Raw genomic sequence first — 21676 nt, 5'->3', positions numbered from 1 at the left:
TCAGCGGCGCTCCGCGGGCGGCGCGACCTCGGCGAAGATCTGGTCGACGACCCGCTCGACCGTCGTCCCCGCGAACTCGGCCTCCGCGGTGAGGAGGACGCGATGCCCGAGCACGGGCTGCGCGAGCGCCTTGATGTCGTCGGGCACGACGTGGTTGCGGCCCTGGGACAGCGCCCACGTGCGGGCGCAGCGGACGAGGGCGAGGCAGCCGCGCACGGAGATGCCGAGCCGGACGTTGACGTTGCGGCGCGACTCCTCCGACAGGCGCGAGACCCACGCGAGGATCGCCGGGTCGACGTGGACGCCGTCGGCCAGGCGCGCCATCTCCGCGACGACCGTGCTCGTGATGACGGGGCGCAGCCCGGCCGACCGGTCGCGCGTGCCCGACTCGGCGAGGATCTGCACCATCGCCTCGTGGTCGGGGTAGCCGAGGGCGGTCCGCAGGAGGAAGCGGTCGAGCTGGGCCTCGGGCAGGGCGTACGTCCCGGCCTGCTCGACCGGGTTCTGCGTCGCGATGACCATGAACGGCCGCCCCAGCTCGTGGGTCTTCCCGTCGAGCGTGACGCGCCCCTCCTCCATGACCTCGAGCAGCGCGGCCTGCGTCTTGGGCGAGGCACGGTTGATCTCGTCGGCGACGACGATCGTGCTGAACACCGGGCCGGCGTGGAACTCGAACGCCCGCTTCTGCGGGTCGAACACCGACACGCCCGTGATGTCGCTGGGGAGGAGGTCCGGGGTGAACTGGATCCGGTTGTGGGTCCCGCTCACCGTCGCCGCGAGCGCCCGGGCCAGCTGGGTCTTGCCCGTCCCGGGGACGTCCTCGAGGAGCACGTGGCCCTCGGCGAGCATCGCGGTGAGGACGAGCCGGACGACGTGGTGCTTGCCGACGACGACACGCGCGATGTTGCCGGTCATCTGGTCGAAGGCCTGGCTGAACCAGTTGGCCTGGTCCTGGGAGACCGTCATGACGCGGTCCTTCCTGTTCGGGTGGGGCTGGAGGTGCGGGTCGCTGGGGGGGCGACCGCGCGCTGCCTCTCGGCGGCGCGGGTCCAGTCGGTGATCGCCACGGGATCGCCCTCGATGCTCCACACCTCGCCCGTCGTGACGAGGTCGAGGACGATCCTGCTGCGGTTGAGCCGGAAGCGCACGCCGGAGGGCCGGGAACCGCCGGTGTTGCCCTTCGGGTCGAGCGTCACCGCGGGGATCTGCGCCTGGTCGCCGCAGTTGACCCCGTAGTAGACCTTCCCCAGCAGCCAGGCCGCGCGCAGGCAGCGACCCTGGACGACCGGGCGGGTCAGGGTCGACTTCGCCAGGCCCGACCCGCTGTTCTCGACCGGCAGGACGACGCCGCCGTTGTCCTCGTCGTCGTCCGGCTCGGCGACCTCCGACAGCCGCGCCTCACCACGGCCGAGGATGCCGACGCGCGGTGCCGCGGGGCCGGGCTCCTGGAGGGCGGCGAGCAGGACGCTGCGGTCGGCCTTGTCGATGCCGGCGTCGAACGGCTCGGGGTTGCCCTGGGCGAACAGCCGCGCGCCCGAGGCGTCGAGGACGACCCATCGCGGGCCGAGCGCGGTGATGTCGACGGCCCTGGCGGTGATCGGCAGCGTCACCTCGCCCGCCGGGACGAAGCGGTCCCCGGACGGCGCGTACGAGACGACCTTGCCGGTGTCCCCCGAGACGGCGTGGACGACCCCGTCGGTGCCGACGGTCACCGCGGCGGTGCCGCCGATCCGCTGGACGGGTGCCGACCGGGCCAGCAGCGGCGCGAGATCGTCCTTCTGCGGACCGACCCGCTCGTCGTACCGGGTGATGCGGAGGTCGCCGGTGCGCGGGTCGACGAGGGCGATCGAGCCGGCGCGCAGGACGAGCGGCGCGGGCTTGAACGACAGGGGCTCACCGGTCTTGTCCGCGGGGGCCGGCACGACGACGTCCGTCGGGACCGCGTTGCCCGTGCGGGCGTCGAGGATGATCGCCGGCGCGCGGGACCCGGCCCAGGCGATGGCGGCCGAGCCGTCCTGCGCGACGTCGACGGTGCCCACGACCTGCGTCACGTCCCCGAGCGGGACGACCTTGTTCATCCGGTAGGAGGCGGTGTCGACGCGCGCCCAGCCGTGCTCGTCGGAGCTGACCCACACGGCGCCCGAGCCGAGCGCGGCGTCGTGGACGGGGGTGCCGGCCGAGCGGACCGCGAACCACCCGACGAGCGCGAGCGCGACGACGGTGATCACGCTCGTCACCCGGCGCAGGAGGCGCTTGGCCGGGGCGAAGGTGTCCTCCTGATCGGACCCGCTCATGGACGGGGGGCCGGGGCGTCGTCGAGGAGGGCGAGGTCGGCCTCGGTGACGATCCGCGTCGCGAGAGCGTGCTCGACGAGCTTGGCCTTGCGGTTGCTCGCGAGCTTTCCGGGCCCGCCGTGCAGGCCGCGGGTGCCGTTGTCGGCGAGCTTCTGGCAGACGTTGTCGAGCTTGCGGTTGAACTTCGTCACCGTCCACCCCAGGCGCTCCGCGGCGACGGCCGAGGACGGGATCTGGCCCTGCCCGGCGGTGCTGCGCCGCAGGAAGTCCTCGCACAGCGCGACGATGAGCAGCTTCTGGTCGGGGGTGAGGGACACGCGCCCGACCGTCATCTCCCCGGAGTCGGGGGCGACGGACTCGGTGTCGCTCGCGGTGAAGGCCGGGGCGTCGACGCTGATCTCGAGGTCGTACGTCGTCGGGCCTGCCGTGAACCACACGGTGAGGCGGTCGAGGGCGAGCGGCACCCGGGCCCCGGGGGCGAGGTGGGCCTGGAAGAGGCCCTTGGGGTCCGCGACCGTCGCCGTGAGCGTCGACCCGACGTTCGCCAGCCACCACAGCCCGCCCTCGTGGACGACCTGGAGGAAGATCCGGTGGAGGAACGGGTTGTCGTCGATCTCGACGTCGGCCTCCCGCCCGATCGTCAGCGGCGCGTCCTCGCGCGCCTCGAAACGTTCCCCGCAGAACTCGACCACTGCCGTCATGCGATCCCCTTCCCCCTGTCGCTCATCTCGGCCTCACCGGGCGTTCTCCTGCGCCGGTTCGGAGTACGTCGACGTCACGTCCCCTCGCCGGACGGCCACCTGCGCGCACGACCGGCGGGTGGGCATCACCCCCTGGGTGAGGGAGCTGCCCGTGACCTCGTTCTCGTAGGCGACGCCGAGGTCGTCGCAGCTGCGCCCGCTGCGGAAGAGGATGACGTCGTCGGATCGGGGGTTGGGGTACGTCCACACGAACTTCACGCCGCCGTCGACCGCGACGGCCTCGAGGGAGGGTTTCGTCAGGCCCTGAGCGGGCTGGACGTCCGTCTCCGTCGCGACGGCCTCGGGCCCGCCGGGGTCCCGGGTGACGACCCAGCCGAGCCCGGCGAGGACCAGGAGTCCGACGATCGTCGCGATGACGGCCGGGACGACCGGCACCTCGATGCCGGAGCGCTGCTGCGTCGACGAGGCCGTCGCCTCGAGCCGGCGCCGGTCCACCCGCACCGTGCTGTCCTCCGCGTCGCTCTCGCCGACCTCAGCGCTGACGACGAGCGAGGCCGGTCGCGGCGGACCGGTCCTCTCGTCCGCCCGGCCGACCGCCCGGCCGACCGCCCGCACGACCGCCGGGTCCTGCGGGGCGACCGGTCGTCGGCCACCGGTGACATCCCGGGCGATCGTCGCCGGGGCGGCCGGCTGGATCGTCCGACCACCCGTGGCGCGGGCGACCGTCGGCTCCTCCGCGGCCGTCGCGGCGACCGAGGCACCGGCGACGAGGGGCTGGACCGGCCGGCGCCGGGCCGGTGCCATCGCCGGGTCGTCCTGCCCCGAGGTCGGGGCCGGACGCCGGTGCGCGCCGGGGTGCTGCGGCGCCTGCGCCCCGGCGGTGGGTGCCGCTGGCGGCTGCTGGAGGTGCTGGGGGGTGACGGGGCGCAGGCGCCGCAGCACCCNGGAGCCGTCGAGCGGCACCTGCGCGGGCGGCGGGGGCGGGACGTCCTCGCCGACCGGCTCCGCCTGCTCCTGGGGGGCGCCCTGCTCCTGGGGTGCCTCCTGCGCGCCCGGGTCCTGGGGTGCGCCCTCCTGTGCGGGGGCGAGCTCCTGCGCGCCCGGGTCCTGGGGCGTCGACGTCGCGGCGACGTCGTCGGGCGCGGTGGGCAGCCCGGCGGTGAACACCGACGGCTCCGGCCAGCCGGCGATCTCGACCGGGCCGGTGGACCCCGCCAGGGGCACACCGTTGACGGCGACGAGCCGCATCCCCGCTCCGAGGTCCTCGTCGGTCCACGGGCCACGACCGCCCGGCTCGACCACGTGCTCCTGCCCGTCCCGCTCGAGGACCACCCGGCCCTCCCCCCGGACGACGACCCGCCCGCCGTCGGTGACGAGCGCGACGTCCGGCATCCGCCGCACGCCGGACGCGCTCAGCTCGTCGAGGATCGCGTCGAGCACCTCGTCGGCGTCCTCGATCCCGTCGGCGGCGGCGACGGCGGCGTCGCGCACCGCGTCGTCGGCGTGCAGCAGCCCGAGGACACCGGCGGCCTCGATGGGGCTCCAGCCGGGGAGGTCGGGCAGCTGCGGCAGGGTGGCGGTCATCCTCGAACCTCTTCCGTCGGGGTCGACCAGTCGGTCCCCGACCCCTCGTGCTCGTCCTCGCCCGAACCGACCGCGCTCCGGGGGACCGTGTCGGCGTCCGGGTCGTCGTTCACGCCCTCGAGGTCGACGACGACCACCGTGACGTTGTCCCGGCCGCCGGCCTCGACCGCGGCCCGCACGAGCGCCTCGGCCGCGGCCTGCGCCCCGGGGTGCTCCGCGAGGACCTCGGCGATCTCGTCGTCCTCGAGCTCGTTCGACAGGCCGTCGGAGCAGATGACGAAACGCTCCGTCGCGAACGGCGGGAAGACCCAGACGTCGACCTGCGGACGCCCCGCGGTGCCGAGCGAGCGGGTGACGACGTTGCGCATGGGGTGGGTCCGCGCTTCCTGCGCCGTGATCACGCCGGCATCCATGAGCTCACGGACCTCCGAGTGGTCGACCGTGAGGCACGTGAGCCCACCGTCGAGGTAGCGGTAGACCCGAGAGTCGCCGACGTTGAAGACGGCCCAGTGGTCCGTCCCGCCGACCGTGACGACGGCCAGGCCCGCGGCGGTCGTGCCCATCCCGGCCTTCGCCGGGTCGGCGGCGACCTCCTCGTGGATCGCGTCGTTGGCCCGCGCGAGGTGGTCGACGATCTCGTCGGAGAGCAGCTCCTCACGATCGGCGAGCTCGCGCATCGTGTCGACGACGATCCCGCTCGCGACCTCGCCCGCGGCGTGACCGCCCATGCCGTCGGCCACGAGGAAGATGGCGCCCTGCGCGAGCGCGCTGTCCTCGTTGATCTCCCGCACGCGGCCGACGTCCGTCGCCGCCCCCACGCTCAGTCGCATGGGAGGACCATCTCCCTCGGACGCCGTGGTCGTCAACGGATCACCTCGACGGTCGACATCACGGCCTTGATCTCCGCGTACTCCTCGCGCGCGGCGCTGCCCCCGACCGACCCGGTGACCTGGAGGAGGTCGACGCGACCGCCACGGGACTCGGCGACGAACAGGTGGGTCTGGACGATGCGACCGAACTCGGGATCGGCCCAGGAGACGGTCACCCCGACCCACGCCTGCCCGCCGAGCTCGACGTCGAAGGTCGGGTCCACGACGCCCTGCGGCTGGGTGTCGACGAACGCGGCGAGCTCGGCGATCGCCGTGCGCAGCGAGTGGTCGATCCCTCGCGAGGACGTGCGGACGATGATGTTCGGCGCGAAGCTGTGGGCGCTGTCGAGCTTGCGGCACGCCATGGCCGCGGACGCGACGGGGACCGGCGCCCAGCCGTCGGGCAGGTCCAGGCTCGCCCCGAGCGGCCCGGGGAAGAGATCGCTCGGGTAGCCGACGCGGGTCATGCTCCGGCGCCGGTCTCGAGCCGGATCGACTCCAGGATCCGGCGGATGGTCGGCATGTCCTCCTGCGCCCGGTCGCCGCCGCAGGAGCCGGTGAAGTGCAGGACGTCGACGACGTCGTTCTCCGCGGCGGTCGTGAAGAAGTGGACCTGCCCGATGGTCCCGACGTTCGGGTCGCGGAAGGCCAGGTGCGCGCCGTGCCACATCCGCCCGTCGACCTCGACCCCCTTGTCGCCCTCGAACTGCGGGTCCTCCTTGTCGGCGAGCCAGCCCCGCAGCTCGTCGACGGCGTCCGGCCCCGTGAAGGCGCCGACCCGCTGGAAGAAGCGGACGGTGACGTTCGCCAGGAAGTGCCCCGCGCCCGTGTCCTTCTCGACGATCGCGACGAGCGTCTCGGGCACCCACACCTGCTCCCAGCCGTCCGGCAGCTCCATCCGGAGCGGAGGCGGTCCGGGGACGACGCGGCTGGGGTAGGTCACCTGGGGCACGAGGGACTCCTCACGGGTTCGCCAGCGGAGCCGCGGGTCCGCGGGCACCGATCCGGCCCCCGTCGAATCCTGTCGGCCGCGCCGGTCGTCGGGCGGTCGCGGTCATTGTTGCAGCGTGCGGGGGCAGGCGCGCCCCGAGGTCGGTCGGCGGAGTCGTCAGTCGAAGGGGTTGAGGAAGTCCCCGACCGCCTCGGCACCGCGCCGGACGTCCTCGCCCAGGTCGTCGTTGCCGAAGGCCGATCCGATGGAGTTCATCGTGTCGACCGGGTCGATCTCGGCCTGGACCTTGACCGAGAAGCCGAGACCGAGCGTCGCGCCGACGTCGATGGAGCCGCCCATGCGGTCCCACCCGAACCCGCCGTCGACCTTCATGTGGGCTCCCACGCCGTAGGACAGCGAGCCGCCGGCGCCGACCGTGGCCGCACCGAAATCCTTCTGGACCTCACCCTCCACCTTGCCGCCGGCGAAGCCCTCCATGCCGTACCTGACGTTCGCGCCCCCGGGGCCGATGTTCGCCGCACCGTCGACCTTGCCCTCGGCGCCGACGTAGGCCTGGCCCTTGCCGGCCCAGCCGTCGGCCGTCTGGAACTGTCCGGCCGCGCGGGCCGCATAGGCGCCGGCGACGAACTCGCCCTGCGCGAAGACGCCCTTGTCGCCGCTGATGCCGTACTCGCCCTTGGCCGCGTAGCGCGCGGAGAGCGCCTCGACCTGGTAGCCGTTCTTGTCGTCGCCGCCGTGGGCGAGGTCGAAGACCCGGGCGTCGTCCTTCTGCTCGCCCAGCTGCGACCAGATCGGGGCCGTCTCGAGCGCGCTGCCGGCCTTGCGAGCCTGCTTCCACGCCTCGGAGTCCTTGTGCGTCTCGGACCACTTGCCGTACCGGCCGTCGCGGTAGCGGTGGCCCTCCTCCTTGATCTGGTGGTTGGGCTTGCGCTTGTGCTCCCACTTGCCCCAGATCTGCTCCTTGGGGTCCAGCTGAGAGCCCGAACCGCCGCCGGAGCCGCTGCCGTTGCCGGAGCCGTTGCCCCACCCCGCGCCGCCGCCGGGCCCGCCGGAGCCGCCCTGGCTCGTCTGGTCCTGCGCCTCGGCGTTGCGCTGGAGGACCTCGGCGAAGCGAGACAGGCCCTCCTGGGCCGCCTGGAGACTCTTCACCGCCTGCCCCCACCGGACCGCGAAGGCCTCGCGGTCCGAGCCCTGCCACACCTGGCCGAGCGCCTCGACCGCCGCGGTGCCGTCGCTCGCGACGTCGCCGCACTTCCCGGCGACGGCCACGAGCTTCGGTGCGATCGTGCGCACCCGCTGCACGTCCATGCCATGGGTGAGTGCCATCGTCATGCCCCTGTCGGTTCGTCGTCACGGCTGACGCGCGGGTCAGTCGTCGGTCGTTGCGCACGACACTAGGACCGTCCCCCGCCGCGGGCGATGGGGAGCACTCCCCCTCGGCGGTGCCCCTAGAGCAGGGCAGACTCGGGGCCGAGACCGACACCGACGCGGAGGGGACCATGGACATCACGACGACGGACGGGCGGCGCATCCGCGCCCACGAGAGCGGCGCGCGAGACGGCCGTCCCGTGCTGTGGCTCCCGGGCGCCGGGACCCGGGGCGACCTGGCCGCGCCGCTGCCCCGGCTCGCCACGACCCACGGCCTGCGCCTGATGTCGTTCGACCGGCCGGGCTACGGCGGCTCCGAGCCTGCCCCCGTGCGGACCATCGCCGAGGCCGTCGCCGACACCGTCGCCGTCCTCGACGCGCTGGAGGTCGAGCGGGTCGACGTCGTGGGCCTGGGCGCCGGGGCCATCCACGGCCTCGCGCTCGCGGCGGTAGCCCCGCAGCGGGTCGCCGGGGTCACCGCGCTGTCCACCCCCGCGCCGCTGGACGCCGAGGGCCTCGACTGGTTCGCCGGCGCCGGACCGTTGCCGACGGGCGAGACCCGCGCCGCGATGGAGGGCCGGGAGGCGCTCGTGACGTTCCTGGACCAGCCCCACGAGTTCGACATCACGATGTTCCACCTCAAGGACATCCAAGCGATGCGTGGACCGTGGTGGGAGTGGCAGCAGAAGGTCGCCGACCCCTCGGGCACCGAGGGCGTCGTCGGGGACGACCTCGCGCTCGTCGCGCCGTGGGGGTTCGACCTCGCCGCGATCACGACCCCCGTCCGCCTCGTCCACGGCGAGCACGACACGTTCGTGCCCGTGGCGCACGCGCGGTGGCTCGCCGACCGGATCCCCGGGGCCCGGCTCGAGGCCGTCCCCGGCGGGGGGATCAGCACGATCGCCCGGGTCGAGGACGCCCTCGCGCGCCTGAACGGGTGAGGCTCGGCGCAGCGGGTCAGACCCGCTCGTAGTCCGAGGTGAAGCCCGGCACGGACTGGGTGAAGGTGCTCTCCGAGCACGTGTACCGGACGCTGCCGGTGCCGGGCTGGGCCATGGGGTTCGGCGGGTCGAGGGTGAGGCCGTTGCGCAGCAGCTCGAACGACATCGTCCCGTTCGAGGTCGTCACCCGGTACTCGACCGTGCCGTCGAAGACCATCCCCGCGCCGCCGGCCCGGGCCTGGTCGTACGTGATCGTCAGGTGCCCGTCCTCGGTGAACCGCAGGGTGCGATCGAGCGAGGTGATCCCGAGCGCCGGCTCCTCGTGGCGCGTCGTTCGCCAGGTCCCGACAACGCACCGGTCGATCGTCGCGGCGCCGGTCGTCGAGGCGGTCGGCGCGGCGGTCGGCGCCGCGCCCGTGGCGGAGGTGGACGCGGAGGGGTCGCCCGTCGACCCCGTCGACGTCCCGCCGGCCGTGGGCGAGGAGGCGTCGGACGAGGGCGGGGCGCTCGCGCTGGCGTTGCCGTCGTCGAAGACCCGTCGACCGGCGACGACCCCGCCGCCGACGAGGAGGCCCGCGGCGAGCGCGCCAGCCAGCGCGGCGGGCCACCACGAGCGGCGGCGGGCGGGCGTCGCCTCGGCCTCCCGGGCCGGCGCGGGGCTCGGGTCGGTCGTCGCGCCCGACGCCGGGACCGAGCGCACCCGCGTCGGGGCCCCCGTCGCGGTGTGGGGATGCTCGTCGACCCCCCGGTCGAGGAGGACGACGTCGGTCCGCCGCAGGCGCAGCTCCTGCTCGATCGCCTGGAGGTCGGTCGCGAGCGCGAGGGCCGAGCGCGGTCGGCGCGCCGGGTCCTTCGCCATGCCGTGCTGGAGCAGCCGCTCGAGGGACTCGGGGACGTCCGCGCGGCCCGTCCGGGGTGCCGGCTCGTGCGTCGTCCGGGCCACGAGCGCGTCCTCGGAGTTGTCGCCGCCGACCTGCTCGAAGGGGGTGCGGCCGGTGAGCAGGTACCAGATCGTCGCGGTGAGCGAGTAGACGTCGGCGGCGACGGAGCCGTGGCTGAGCCCGTGGAGGACCTCCGGGGGCGCCCAGGCGATGGAGAGGCCGATCTCCTCCTCGGAGCCGAGGGTCTCGGCACGGCCGGCGATGCCGAAGTCGGCGAGCGCGGGGGTGCCGTACGACGACATGAGGACGTTCGCCGGCTTGATGTCGCGGTGCAGCACCCGCGCCCGGTGCGCTGTCTCGACCGCGGAGGCGAGCTGGACGCCGGTGCGCAGCGCGTCGGCGACCGACAGCGGCTGGGTGCGCGCCCGCACGGCGAGGTTGGGCTGCGGGAGGTAGGCCATGACGAGGTACGCCCGGCCGTCGACCGTCGTGCCGGCCCGGAAGATCGTCACGATGTACGGGTGCTCGGCGAGCTCGGCCATCGTGTTCGCCTCGTCGACGAGCTGCTGCGCGAGGTTCGCCCCGGCGCTCGCGCGCAGGATCTTCACCGCGACGAGCATCCGCGGCAGCTCCTGCTGGTAGAGGTGCACGTCCGCGAACCCGCCGGACCCCAGGAGCCGGACGTGCGTCAGGCCCGGCAGGTCCGGCGGCAGGGGCGTCGTCACGTGCACCGAGCGTAGACCGGCGACGCGTCAGGCGGTCGACTCCGGCTGGTTCGCCCACCAGGCGAGGAGCCGCGCGCGGGCCGCGTCCTGGCCGATCGGCCCCTCGTCGAGGCGGATCTCGAGCAGGTGGGCGTACGCCCGGCCGAGCACCGGTCCGGGGCTGATCCCGAGCGTCGCGGCGATCTCGTGCCCGTCGAGCTCGGGCCGGACCTTCCCGAGCTCCTCCTTCTCCAGCAGCTCGGCAATCCGGGCCTCGAGGTCGTCGTACGCCGCGGCCAGTCGCTGCGCCTTGCGCCGGTTGCGGGTCGTGCAGTCGGCGCGGGTGAGCAGGTGCAGCCGGGACAGCAGGGGTCCGGCGTCGGTGACGTACCGGCGCACCGCCGAGTCGGTCCACTGCCCGTCGCCGTAGCCGTGGAAGCGCAGGTGCAGCTCGACGAGCCGGGCGACGGCCTTCGTCGTCTCCTTGTCGAACCGCAGCGCCCGCATCCGCTTCGCCGTGAGCTTCGCGCCGACGACGTCGTGGTGGTGGAAGGACACCCGGCCACCGTCCTCGAAGCGGCGGGTCGCCGGCTTGCCGATGTCGTGCAGCAGCGCGGCCAGGCGCAGGACGAGGTCGGGCCCGGGCACGTCGCCGCCCTCGAGGTCGATCGCCTGCTCGAGGACGGTGAGCGAGTGCTCGTAGACGTCCTTGTGGTGGTGGTGCTCGTCGATCTCCAGCCGCAGGGCCGGGATCTCGGGCAGGACGTGCTGCGCCAGCCCGGTGTCGACGAGCAGCCCCAGGCCCGGCCGGGGCGTGTCGGCCAGGAGGAGCTTGACGAGCTCGTCCCGCACCCGCTCGGCGGACACGATCTCGATCGTCCCCGCGCGCTCGGTCATCGCGGCGACGACCTCGGGCGCCGCGACGAGTCCGAGCTGCGCGGCGAACCGGGCCGCGCGCATCATCCGCAGGGGGTCGTCGCCGAAGGAGACCTCGGGCGGTGCGGGGGTGCGCAGCCGACGGGCGGCGAGGTCGAGCAGCCCCCCGTGCGGGTCGACGAACGTGAGGTCCGGCAGCCGCAGCGCCATCGCGTTGACGGTGAAGTCGCGCCGGACGAGGTCACCCTCGAGGTCGTCGCCGAACGCGACGACCGGCTTGCGGGTCTGCCCGTCGTAGGCGTCGGCGCGGTAGGTCGTCACCTCGACGACGAGGTCCCCGCCGCCCGGGGCCGCGCCGTGGCGCTGCGCACCGATCGTCCCGAACTCGCGCCCCATGTCCCACGTCGTGTCGCCCCACGCCGCGAGGATCGGCTCGATGTCGTCGGGCCGGGCGCTCGTCGTGAGGTCGAGGTCGTTGCTCGTCCGACCGAGGAAGGCGTCCCGGACCGGACCACCGACGAGCGCGAGGTCGTGACCCGCCGCGGCGAAGCGCTCGCCGAGATCGGTGAGGACCGGCAGGACCGGGGCGAGCCGTCCGGCGGCCTCGCGGTACACCTCGGGCGGGACGGCGGGGGCACCGGTCGTGGGGTCAGTCATCGTGCGCACAAGGGTAGGGCGTGGCCGGGACGATGTCCCTCACCACCAGTGAGACCAGCCCCGTCGCCACGTTCGCCTGCTGTTCATGGGGGGGTACGCCGGAGGTTCATTTCTGTCCTGAAGGCTGCGTTCCAGCCCCGAAAGCGGGGCATCCACCAAGGGATGAAACATCATGCGTGTTGGCAATACGTTGGCCGTTGTGGCGATCGGGGCCTCGTTCGCGCTTGCAGCATCCCCAGCAACGGCAGGGAACCCGCGACTGTGTCCCGGCACGACGAAGGCATGTTCCTACGTCAACTCTGGATTTCAAGGCCTGATCTCGGCCAAGACCGCAGGACAGCCGGTGACCAACGTGTCGGCTCCGAACACGATGTCGTCGTGGGAGAACCCCACCTCGCGCAACGGCGCCTGGTACGACGAGCGGGACGGTCGAGGTGACTGCTACAACATGCTGGCGCGCAGGGAGGTGTCGTTCGTGGGAGCCGCCTACAACGACGACATGAAGTCGTGGCGGATGAACAACTCCTGCTGATCTGACTGCGTCGGTCGAACAACATTGGGGGGAACGGTGGCAGGTGTCGGCTCTGGTGCTCTGGTGGTCCGGGATGTGCGGAAGTCCTACGGCGAGGGCGAGATGCGGCTCGTCGCGGTCGATGGGGTGTCGCTGACCGTCACGGCCGGGGAATTCGTCGCACTGATGGGGGCCAGTGGGTGCGGCAAGAGCACCTTGCTTCACGTGGTCGCGGGCCTCCTCGACGGCGCGGAGGGCGGTGTGGAGGTCTTCGGGCAGGAGATGGTCGGCCGCTCGGAGCGCGACCGCACCGCCCTTCGCCTCAAGGACGTGGGGGTCGTCTTCCAAGACCATCTCCTGGTGCCGGAGCTGACGGCGGTGGAGAACGTCGAGCTCCCGCTGGTGATGGCCGGCGTGGTGCGCGGTGAGGCGCGCGCCCAGGCCGTGCAGATGCTGGAGCGGGTCGGCTTGGAGGGTTTGCAGGATCGGGTGCCGGACCGGATGAGCGGCGGTCAGCGTCAGCGCGTCGGGATCGCCCGGGCGATGGTCGGTGGGCGACGCGTGCTCTTGGCGGACGAGCCGACCGGCAACCTCGACACCGACTCCTCGCGGGCGGTCGTCGAGCTGGTGCGGCAGTTGTGTGCGGACGGGGTGGCGGCGCTGGTGGTGACCCACGACCCCCGTGTGGCTGGTGCAGCCGATCGGGTGCTGCACATGGAGGATGGGCGTTTCGTGCCCGAGCCGTCGACCTGGGGTCAGTGGTGACCGGCAGGTTGTCACGCAGCGGACCGGTGCTGCGGGCGTTCGGTCGGAGCGCGGCCCTGCGCCGCAGCATCGGTCTGGTCGGGGTCGTCGTGGCGCTCTTGGCGTTCACGTGGACGGCGAGCACGGCGTTCGTGCGGTCTGTGGACCAACGGGTCGGCTGGAGCTTGGGTGAGGCCGACGCCTCGGTGGAGGGGTGGCGGCCCGTTGACATCGGTCACGGGCCGACGACGCGGGAGCGGGCTGCGTTGACCCACCGCCATGCCAACGGGTGGATCGGGCTGCAGGGGTTGTTCGAGGACACCGCGGGAAACGCGGTCTGGTACAGGGAGGGGCCATGGGTGGATCGCCCGTTCCCGTCCCGGGACACCCTGATCGAGGGCCGGTGGCCCACCAGAGCCGGTGAGGTGGCCGTCAGCGACGCGACCGGCGCATCACCCGGCCAACGTTTCGTGCTGGACAACGAGGTCGTCACCTTCGACGTCGTGGGCGTCGTGCGGTCCGCCGAGTCCCTGAAGGGGCGCACCCTGTATGCGTCCCCGGGCACCTGGGCATCCCTCGACGCATCCATCATCGGTCGTTACCCCTCGATGTCCACGAACCCGGTCGCCTACTGGAGCGGCGGCGGTGACCCTAGGGAGACGGCGTCCGCGATCACCGAGAGCAGTTTCGACCCGGATCAGGACCCGGAGGTCGTCACCCGCAGTGACCTCGCAGTCGGCCACCGGTCGACCCTGCTGACGAGACAACCGTTGCTGTACCTGGGTCCGTCGACCCTCCTGCTGGTCGGGGCCGGTGCACTGCTGGCCCTGTTCAGCGGCCGTTGGGTGCGCACGCACGCCCCGACGTTCCGCGCCATCGGCACCCCCCGTTCCGCCCTGGCGTCGGCCACGGCCATCGCCAATGGCGTCAGCGCGGCCGCCAGCGCGGTGATTGGCGCCCTGGTCGGTATCGCCCTGGCGCTGCTCCTGCGTCCGCTCATGCCCCAGATCACCGGGCGCGAGCTGCCCAACGTGTCCCTCCCCTGGGCCGAGGCGATCCGCCTGGCGGCCATCCCCACCGTCGCCGCGGTGGTGGTCGGGCTGTGGACCACCCGGCCCGAACGCGCCCAGACCAACCGCGCCACCGCGCGCCGCGGCGGCAAGGTCCTCACCACGCTCCGCCGCACCCTCACCGTCGCACTGTCCTGCGCCGCGATCCTGCTTGTCGGGCCATCCGCGCAGGACGAGGTCGTGCGATCCCTGCTCGTCGTCATCGTGGCGCTCGCCTGGGCAACACTCACCCCGGACGTGATCACGGCCACCACCGGTCTCTTGGCCCGGCTCGGTCCCCCGGCCGACCTCGCCGCCCGAAAGATCCGCGCCCAAGGCGGCCTCGTCTCCACGGTCGCCCTCGCCATATGCGCCGCGAGCGTCGTCGCACTCAGCCTGGCCACCACGCTGGCCTCCCAGAAGGCCTACGCTGCCGCCCACTACGTCCCCGAACTACCCGCCGACCGGGTCATGCTTCAACCGCTGGACGAGAGCACCGTCCCCGCCGGTGTCCGGCGGGACTTCGAGCACGCCTCGGGCCTACACGACCCCGTCGTCTTCCGCGTGCCGGGCTTTCGAAACGAACCCATGGGGCCGTTGACCAGCTTTCGTGACGCCGGGGAGGTCGAGCGCCTCCTCGGCCACTCCCTCGACGAGCACCAACGATCCGTCCTCACCCGCGGAGGGGTCCTGCTCCCCCAGGCGGGACCGACGACCTTCACGCTCGATCCCGACGGGCGCCACTGGCGCCCCGAGGACACGGCGACCGTCCCCATAGCTCCGGCGCTCTCCCCGTTCGTCGAGGCCATCACCCTCGACCGGAACCTGCCGGACAAGGCTCTGCACGCGGCAAGAACCAACCTCGTGTACGAAGCACCCACCCGCGCCGACGTGGACCGTGCCGAGGCCGCACCCCAACTGGGGAGATTCGACAGCGGCTACCTGTTCACCCCCCGGATGCCACCCACGACCAAGTTCCCCCTCTGGCTTACCGGCGCTTCCTGGCTGTTCGCCCTCGCTGTCGCCGCGATGGCCTGGGTCGTCGCCCGCCGCATCTCCGCCGACCTCGCCCCCATCACCACCGGCCTACGGGCCGTCGGCGTCCCTGCGGCGTACACCCGTCAGGTCGCCGCCGCCTACATCGGCCACCCGCTACTGACCGCCATTGCATGGGCCATCCTCGGCGCCATCGTTGCAGTCGCCGTACCCGCCCTCTTCGTCGACAACGCCATGCTCGTGCTCACCATCCCTTGGCCCGTCGTCGGCTCCGTCGTCGCCGCCAGCATCCTCGCCACCACCGCTGCCGCAGCCTCAGCCTCAGCCTCACGTAGCGGGCAGAACGCAGCGCACCAACCCCCCACGTGGCAGCCTCGCACCGCACACCGTCACCGCCCGCCGGGACTCGGTGTGGTCGGTCGCGACGAATGAGGACGTGGTTCTCGGTCTGCAGATGGGGAACGCCGGCGGTGTCGCCGGGTGAGGTGGAGATGTGCTTGGGTTCTTGAGACGTTCGGCGCGGAGCGACGACCGCCGGACCCCCGTCAGGGCAGGGTGAAGGCGCCGACCACCGCGACGACGGAGATGGCGAGCGCGACCGTCGCGAGTACACGCGCGACCCGGGTCGGCACGAGGGAGACCAGCACCAGCACGAGGGCGCCGACGGCGCCCCACGAGACCGCGGCCCGCTGCCACGCCGGGCCCCCGTTGCTCGTGTGGTGATCCGCCCAGCCCGCCAGGCTCGCGAGGAACCACGCCGCCAGCGCGAGGATCACGGCGAACAGCCGGATGCCGGCACCCAGGGCGATCGCCACGGCGCGGGACTGCTCGCTCGTCATCCGGTGCGCCGATCCGGTCCGCGGAGACCCTGGACCGGCCCCCGTCGTCGGTCACGCTAGCGGCTACCGGCTTCGTCCCAGCAGCCACACCGGCATCAACGCTAAGGTTGCGGGATGAGCAGCCTCCCCGCTTCCCGCACCGGTCGGCGCCTGCCGGCCGTGGAGGAGAGGTCGGCCGGGGGCATCGTCGTCGACGTGCACGAGGGCCGCGCGCGGATCGCCGTCATCGCCCGTCGCAACCGCGCGGGGCGGGTCGAGTGGTGCCTGCCGAAGGGCCACATCGAGCACGGGGAGACCCTCCCCCAGACCGCGGCGCGCGAGGTCGCGGAGGAGACCGGCATCGAGGCCCGGGTCCTCATCGAGCTGGGCACGATCGACTACTGGTTCGCCACCCACGACCGCCGGATCCACAAGTACGTCCACCACTACCTTCTCGAGGCGACCGGCGGGGAGCTGACGATCGAGAACGACCCCGACCACGAGGCGATCGACGTCGCGTGGCTGCCGCTCGACGAGGCGCACCGCCACCTCACGTTCCCCAACGAGCGCCGGATCGCCCGAGAGGCGTGGCTGCGGCTGTCCGGCGACGCCTGATGTCCCTGGCGAGGCGGCGGCGCCGGGTGGTCGGAGCCGTGACAGGGGCAGTGCTCGCCCTCGCGACGGCCGTGCCCGGCCTCGCCGGTCCCCCTGCCGCGACCCGCGCCGACGCGGCGATGGCCCCGGCCCGTGCCGCCGGCGCGGGAACGCCGGCGAGCACCACGGCCGCCCGCGACGTGCTCACCCAGGACGTGTCCCCGCTCGTCGCCCGGGGGTCGCAGAGCGTCACCGTGCGGGTGGTCGTCCGCAACTCCTCGGAACGCACCCTCACCGACCCGGTCCTCACCGTCGTCCAGGGCACCCCGGGCACCGGGCGAGCGGCGGTCCGGGCCTGGGCGGGCTCGACCGACCTCGCGACCGGCCCGGTCCTCGGCCAGACCCGCATCGACGGCCGGATCCGCCCCGGTGCGAGCCGCGGGGTGCGGGTCACGGTCCCGCGGCTCGCGCAGCGCGCCCCGTCGTCGTGGGGGGCGGTGCCCGTCAGCCTCCAGCTCGCCGACGACCCCTCGACCGAGTTCGACGAGTCCGACGCCATCGTGCCGACCCACACCTTCCTCGGCTTCCAGCGCGCCAAGGAGTACGTCCCCCTCCGGCAGGCCGTGCTCGTGCCGCTGACCCTCCCGCCCGACGCCACCCTCTTCGGTCCGCGCGGGCAGGCCCGGCTCGAGGCGTGGCGCGCCGCGATCGGCCCCCGCTCGAGCATCGCCCGCGCGATCGAGGCCGGGCGCGGGCGTGACGTCGTCTGGGCGATCGACCCCACGCTGCTGACCCCCGCCCGGGCCGCGCGCGGCGCGGGCACCGCCGACGCCGCCGAGCGACGGCTGCGTCAAGCGGTGGCCCGCACGCTGGGCGCCCTCATGTCCCGGGACGAGTCGATCGTCCTGCCGATGGGCGATGCCGACGTCGTCGCCGGTACCCAGTCCGAGTCCGGCCGCGAGCTCGTCGACCGCCAGCACGCCACCGCCGTTCGCGTCGCCGGCCGGCACCCCCGCGCCCGGGCCGACGTCGCGTGGCCCGCCGACGGGCTCACCTCGCAGGAGAGGACGAGCGCGCTGCGGGGGATCTTCGACGACGAGGACCCGGTACAGCTCGTCGCCGGGTCCGCGCTCCCGGCCTCCGGGCTGACGCCGACCTCGGCCCACCGTGTCGAGGGGGAGGACGATGCGGTGATCGCCGTGCAGGACGACCGGGCCCTCGTCCTCGACCCCGCAGGGTGGGCCTCGGCCGACCGCCGGATGGCTGCCATCGCCGACAGCGCCGCGCTCGTCGCCGAGGCGGCCGGGACGGACCGGAGCGTCGTCCTCGCCCTGCCTCGCGGCGGTGCCGGTGACTCCCGGCTGCCGAGCGCCCTCGCGGCCCGCGATGCCGCGCCCTGGCTCGCCCCGGCGAGCTTCTCCACCGCGAGCCGCCCGGCCGACGGGGCGGGCGCGCTCGCCCTGCCCGCCACCGACGCGGACGCAGCAGCGACCGCCTCCGGCACGGCGGCCCCGTCGATCGGGGGGAGCACCGTCCTCACGGGCGCACGGTCGGCGCGGATCGAGCAGCTCCTCACCGACCTCGAGGCGATCGCCGAGGTCCGCGGCGACGGCTCGTCCTATCGGGCGGACGTCCGGGAGGCGGCCCGCCAGCTCGCCTCCACCCGGTACCGCACGGCGCCCCGGGAGTGGCTCTCCGCCATCGGCACCCTCCAGCGCCAGGCGCGGGGCTCGCGGGGCGCGGTCAGCATCTCCTCGGGAGAGGTGAACTTCTTCGCCGACAACGGCCGCCTCCAGGTGACGATCGTCAACACGCTCGACGTCCGGCTCGAGGGGGTCCGCATCGTCCTCGAGCCCGGCGACCGGCGGCTGCGGATCACCCCGCCCGAGCCGATCTCCATCGGGCCGCGCGCACGCCGGACCGTCACCGTCCGCGCGACCGCCCTCGCCTCCGGCAACGTCCCCGTCCGGGTCCAGGCGCAGACCCCCGACGGCGCGGCCATCTCGCAACCGGCGAGCCTGCGGCTGTACCTGCGCCCGACCGGGAGCTGGATCTACTGGGCGATCGGCGGGGCGGCGGGACTGCTGCTCGTCCTCGGCACGTGGCGGACCCGCAACCGCGCCCGCCGGGCGGCGACGACCGGCGCAACGCCGGACCCCACCTCCGACTGCACCGACCCGACCGACCCCCAGGGAGAATCCGCGTGAGCGACGAGCTCGACGACCACGAGGGTGTCGGCTCCCTGCTGGGCGCCCCCGCCGATCCGGGCGGCTGGGCGCAGGTGCCGGCGGCGGACGAACCCCTCCCGACCACCGAGGAGGACGCGGTCGCACGGGAGCGCGGGGACCGAGGCCTCAGCGACGGCGACATCGCCCGCTCGAGCGTCGTCATGGCGGCAGGGACCCTCGCCTCCCGGGTCCTCGGCGTCGCGCGGAACACCCTCACCGCCGCCGTCGTCGGAGCGACCGGCGTCCTCGCGGCCGACGCGTGGAACGTCGCGAACACGCTGCCGAACATCATCCACCTGCTGCTCGCGGGCGGGATCCTCAACGCCGTCATCGTCCCGCAGATCGCCCGGGCGATGAAGGCCGAGGACGGCGGCACCGCCTACGTCAACCGCCTCCTGACCCTCGGCCTGACGATCCTCGCCGGCGCGACCGTCGTGCTCACCGCGGCCTCGCCGCTGCTCGTCGCGCTGTACGTCGACCCCGGCTGGCCCAGCGGTGCGACCGCCCTCGCGACGACCTTCGCCTTCATCTGCGTCCCGCAGGTGTTCTTCTACGGGATGTACACGCTGCTCGGGCAGGTCCTCAACGCCGCCGGGCGGTTCGGGGCGTTCATGTGGGCACCCGCCCTCGCCAACGTCGTCGCCCTCGCCGGGCTCGCGTGGTTCTATCTCACGGACCAGCCGTTCCACGCGCCCGTCGACCAGTGGTCGCCGACGATGATCGCCGTCCTCGGCGGGACGGCGACCCTCTCGATCGTCCTCCAGGCGCTCGTCCTCGTCCCGTCGCTGCGCCGCGCGGGGTTCGCCTTCCGACCGTCGTGGGGGATCCGCGGCAGCGGCCTGCGCGGCGCCTCGCGGATGGCGATGTGGACCTTCCTCGCGCTCGTCGTCGCGCAGGGCGGCTTCACCGTCACCACGCGCGTCCTCACGGCCGCGACCGAGCGCGCGACCCGCACGGGGCTGCCGGACACCGCGGGTCTGGCGGGCTACTCGTTCGTCTTCCTCATCTTCATGCTCCCCCACTCCCTCGTCACGGTCTCGCTCGTCACCGCCCTCTTCACCCGGATGTCGACGGCGGCCGCGGACGAGGACACCGAGTCCGTGCGGGCCGACCTGCGCGCGGGCATCCGCACGCCCGCGCTGCTGCTGGTGCCGGTGACCGCGGCGAGCATCGTCCTCGCCCCGCTCATCACCCAGGCGGTCTTCCCCCTCAACCCGCGCAACGAGACCGACGCCCTCGTCGGGGTGTTCGTCGCGATGATCGCGGGCCTCGTCCCGTACGGCTGGCTCTACCTCGTCCAGCGGGTCTTCTACGCGCTCGAGGACGGTCGCACGCCGTTCGCGCTCCAGCTGCTCGTCACGGGGCTGTCCATCGCGTTCACGGTCTACGGCGGCACCCGACCCGTCGGGGAGGTCGCCACCTGGGTCGGCATCGGGCAGTCCGTCGGCAACCTCGCCGCGGCCCTCGTCGGGTTCACCCTCCTCCGGCGCGCCCTCGGCCCGCTGGGGCTGCGCCCGGTGCTCGGGGACCTCCTCCGCCTCGTCGTCGCCGCCGCCCTCGCGGGGGTCATCGGCTGGGCGTTCGCGACGACCCTGACGATGCTCGTCGGCGACACGCTCCTGCCTGGCACGCTCGTCGGCGGCGGCGTGGGGATCGCGATGCTCCTGCTCACGTGGGCCGTCGCCCGCCTGCTCGGGGTCACCGACGCCTGGTCGGCGGTCGCACCGGTCGGTCGGGTCCTGGGGGCGGTGGGCCGCCGCCTCCCCCTGCGCCGCGGCTGAGCCGGGCTGAGGGCGCGCGGGGGGACGCCGCGCACGGGCGGCTGTCAGGGACCTGCACCTAGGATGGCCGCTTGCGAGCGCCGACCGGCCAGACCGGCCGGTGCCGACCGCATGTCGTCGACACCCAGGAGCTGCACGTGGACGGGGTTGGCCCGGGCACCCTCATCGCCGGACGCTACGAGCTGCGTCGACCCCTCTCCACGCGCGAGAGCGGCACCCGCTGGGTCGGCCACGACACGACCTTCGACCGCGACGTCACGCTCTTGCTCGTCCCTCGGGACGACGCCGCCCGCGCCGCCGACGTGCTCGACGCCGCTCGCCGCTGCGCGGTCGTCGACAACCCGCGCCTCGTGCGCATCTACGACATCGGCCAGGACGAGCGGTGGGCCTGGGTCGTCGAGGAGGACAGCTCCGGCGCCCGCACCCTCGCCGACGTGCTCTCCGAGGGTCCGCTGCCGGCCGAGGAGGTCCGCCGGATCACCGGTGAGGTGGCCGCGGGGCTCGACGCGGGGACCGGTCGGGGGTTGCACCACCGCCGGCTCACCCCCGCCTGCGTCCTGCTCTCCCCCCAGGGGGCCGTGAAGGTCTCCGGCCTGGGCACGGACGCCGCGCTCGCCGGGGCGGACGACGGCGACGACGGGGAGCGCCGCGACGCCGTCGGGGTCGTCGCCCTCGCGTACGCGGGTCTCACGGGTGCCTGGCCCCTCTCCGGCGACACCGCGGGCCTGCCGCGGGCGATGACGCTCGCCGGGGACCTCGCGCGCCCGTCGGAGGTCGTCGGCGGAGTGCCGGGGGACCTCGACGCGCTGTGCCGCCTGACGCTGAGCGAGGACGCCGGTCCCGTCTCCCCCGGGGACTACGCCGCCCAGATCGCTCCGTGGTCGCCCATCCCCGTGCAGCGGACCAGCTCGAGGCTCTCGACCGCCGCCGCGCCCGCCACCGGCGGGTCGACGGCCCCGGAGGCGGCTCCGGGCACGACGGCGGCCGGGCGCCTCTCCCCCGGGCCGAGCGACCAAGACCAACCCCCCCCCCCCGCCTCTATGAATTCCATAGTGTCCGGAAAAAAATCAGGTGATGCTATAGTAGGTACTAGAACTCATAAAACAAAATAACGTACAATAAACAATG

At 73.7% G+C, this 21676-nt stretch carries 18 protein-coding genes; 8 read left to right on the top strand and 10 right to left on the bottom strand.

The window, feature by feature from the left end:
• The 7 genes from DAA34_RS03575 to DAA34_RS03540 form a co-directional block, all read right to left on the bottom strand.
• Positions 1-966, bottom strand: coding sequence for an AAA family ATPase (locus DAA34_RS03575; RefSeq protein ID WP_106817646.1), 966 nt, complete (start codon positions 964-966; stop codon positions 1-3).
• Entirely contained in the window at positions 963-2294 is a 1332-nt protein-coding gene (locus tag DAA34_RS03570) for a hypothetical protein (RefSeq protein WP_106817645.1), read from the bottom strand. Before DAA34_RS03570 ends, DAA34_RS03575 begins: the two co-directional genes overlap by 4 nt.
• On the bottom strand, positions 2291-2995 hold the full coding sequence (locus tag DAA34_RS03565) for an FHA domain-containing protein (protein ID WP_106817644.1): 705 nt from the start codon (positions 2993-2995) through the stop codon (positions 2291-2293). Before DAA34_RS03565 ends, DAA34_RS03570 begins: the two co-directional genes overlap by 4 nt.
• A 1580-nt stretch (positions 2996-4575) precedes the next feature.
• A complete protein-coding gene (locus DAA34_RS03555) occupies positions 4576-5409 on the bottom strand; it encodes a PP2C family protein-serine/threonine phosphatase (protein ID WP_106817642.1) in 834 nt (277 codons plus the stop codon).
• A gap of 32 nt (positions 5410-5441) precedes the next feature.
• Entirely contained in the window at positions 5442-5915 is a 474-nt protein-coding gene (locus DAA34_RS03550) for a hypothetical protein (protein WP_106817641.1), read from the bottom strand.
• Entirely contained in the window at positions 5912-6400 is a 489-nt protein-coding gene (locus DAA34_RS03545; RefSeq protein ID WP_106817640.1) for a hypothetical protein, read from the bottom strand. The genes DAA34_RS03550 and DAA34_RS03545 overlap by 4 nt, the downstream gene beginning before the upstream one ends.
• 156 nt (positions 6401-6556) lie before the next feature.
• A complete protein-coding gene (locus tag DAA34_RS03540; RefSeq protein ID WP_158707585.1) occupies positions 6557-7726 on the bottom strand; it encodes a WXG100 family type VII secretion target in 1170 nt (389 codons plus the stop codon).
• Between the two features lie 173 nt (positions 7727-7899).
• Between DAA34_RS03540 and DAA34_RS03535 the strand changes: the two genes are divergently transcribed.
• Positions 7900-8709 carry an alpha/beta fold hydrolase gene (locus tag DAA34_RS03535; RefSeq protein ID WP_106817638.1) on the top strand — a complete coding sequence of 270 codons (810 nt, stop codon included), beginning with the start codon at positions 7900-7902 and terminating at the stop codon, positions 8707-8709.
• A gap of 16 nt (positions 8710-8725) precedes the next feature.
• Here the strand turns inward: DAA34_RS03535 and DAA34_RS12250 are convergent, their stop codons facing one another.
• Positions 8726-10315: a serine/threonine-protein kinase gene (locus DAA34_RS12250; RefSeq protein WP_234354092.1), complete on the bottom strand. Its 1590-nt coding sequence runs from the start codon at positions 10313-10315 to the stop codon at positions 8726-8728.
• Between the two features lie 27 nt (positions 10316-10342).
• On the bottom strand, positions 10343-11827 hold the full coding sequence (locus DAA34_RS03525) for a CCA tRNA nucleotidyltransferase (RefSeq protein WP_106819761.1): 1485 nt from the start codon (positions 11825-11827) through the stop codon (positions 10343-10345).
• A gap of 343 nt (positions 11828-12170) precedes the next feature.
• On the opposite strand from DAA34_RS03525, the gene DAA34_RS03520 reads away from it, so the two are divergent.
• The 3 genes from DAA34_RS03520 to DAA34_RS03510 all read left to right on the top strand — a co-directional run bounded on the left by DAA34_RS03520 (position 12171) and on the right by DAA34_RS03510 (position 15559).
• On the top strand, positions 12171-12359 hold the full coding sequence (locus DAA34_RS03520) for a hypothetical protein (protein WP_106817637.1): 189 nt from the start codon (positions 12171-12173) through the stop codon (positions 12357-12359).
• 63 nt (positions 12360-12422) lie between these two features.
• On the top strand, positions 12423-13103 hold the full coding sequence (locus DAA34_RS03515; protein WP_234354091.1) for an ABC transporter ATP-binding protein: 681 nt from the start codon (positions 12423-12425) through the stop codon (positions 13101-13103).
• Between the two features lie 338 nt (positions 13104-13441).
• A complete protein-coding gene (locus tag DAA34_RS03510; RefSeq protein ID WP_158707584.1) occupies positions 13442-15559 on the top strand; it encodes an ABC transporter permease family protein in 2118 nt (705 codons plus the stop codon).
• A gap of 113 nt (positions 15560-15672) precedes the next feature.
• Here DAA34_RS03510 and DAA34_RS03505 read toward each other — a convergent pair whose 3' ends face one another.
• Complete coding sequence (locus DAA34_RS03505; RefSeq protein ID WP_106817635.1) at positions 15673-15966, bottom strand: hypothetical protein; 294 nt, start codon at positions 15964-15966, stop codon at positions 15673-15675.
• A gap of 114 nt (positions 15967-16080) precedes the next feature.
• On the opposite strand from DAA34_RS03505, the gene DAA34_RS03500 reads away from it, so the two are divergent.
• The 4 genes from DAA34_RS03500 to DAA34_RS03485 all read left to right on the top strand — a co-directional run bounded on the left by DAA34_RS03500 (position 16081) and on the right by DAA34_RS03485 (position 21660).
• Positions 16081-16560 carry an NUDIX hydrolase gene (locus tag DAA34_RS03500; protein WP_106817634.1) on the top strand — a complete coding sequence of 160 codons (480 nt, stop codon included), beginning with the start codon at positions 16081-16083 and terminating at the stop codon, positions 16558-16560.
• A gap of 38 nt (positions 16561-16598) precedes the next feature.
• On the top strand, positions 16599-18746 hold the full coding sequence (locus DAA34_RS03495) for a DUF6049 family protein (protein WP_158707583.1): 2148 nt from the start codon (positions 16599-16601) through the stop codon (positions 18744-18746).
• Positions 18743-20548, top strand: coding sequence for a murein biosynthesis integral membrane protein MurJ (gene murJ / locus DAA34_RS03490; RefSeq protein ID WP_106817632.1), 1806 nt, complete (start codon positions 18743-18745; stop codon positions 20546-20548). The genes DAA34_RS03495 and murJ overlap by 4 nt, the downstream gene beginning before the upstream one ends.
• Positions 20549-20619: 71 nt before the next feature.
• Positions 20620-21660, top strand: coding sequence for a protein kinase family protein (locus DAA34_RS03485; protein WP_106817631.1), 1041 nt, complete (start codon positions 20620-20622; stop codon positions 21658-21660).
• Positions 21661-21676: the final 16 nt, after the last annotated feature.

The organism is Janibacter massiliensis, assembly GCF_900289115.1.
Lineage (GTDB): Bacteria > Actinomycetota > Actinomycetes > Actinomycetales > Dermatophilaceae > Janibacter_A > Janibacter_A massiliensis.
Note: the sequence above shows the minus strand (reverse complement) of the source record. Positions and strands in the feature narration are given on the sequence as shown.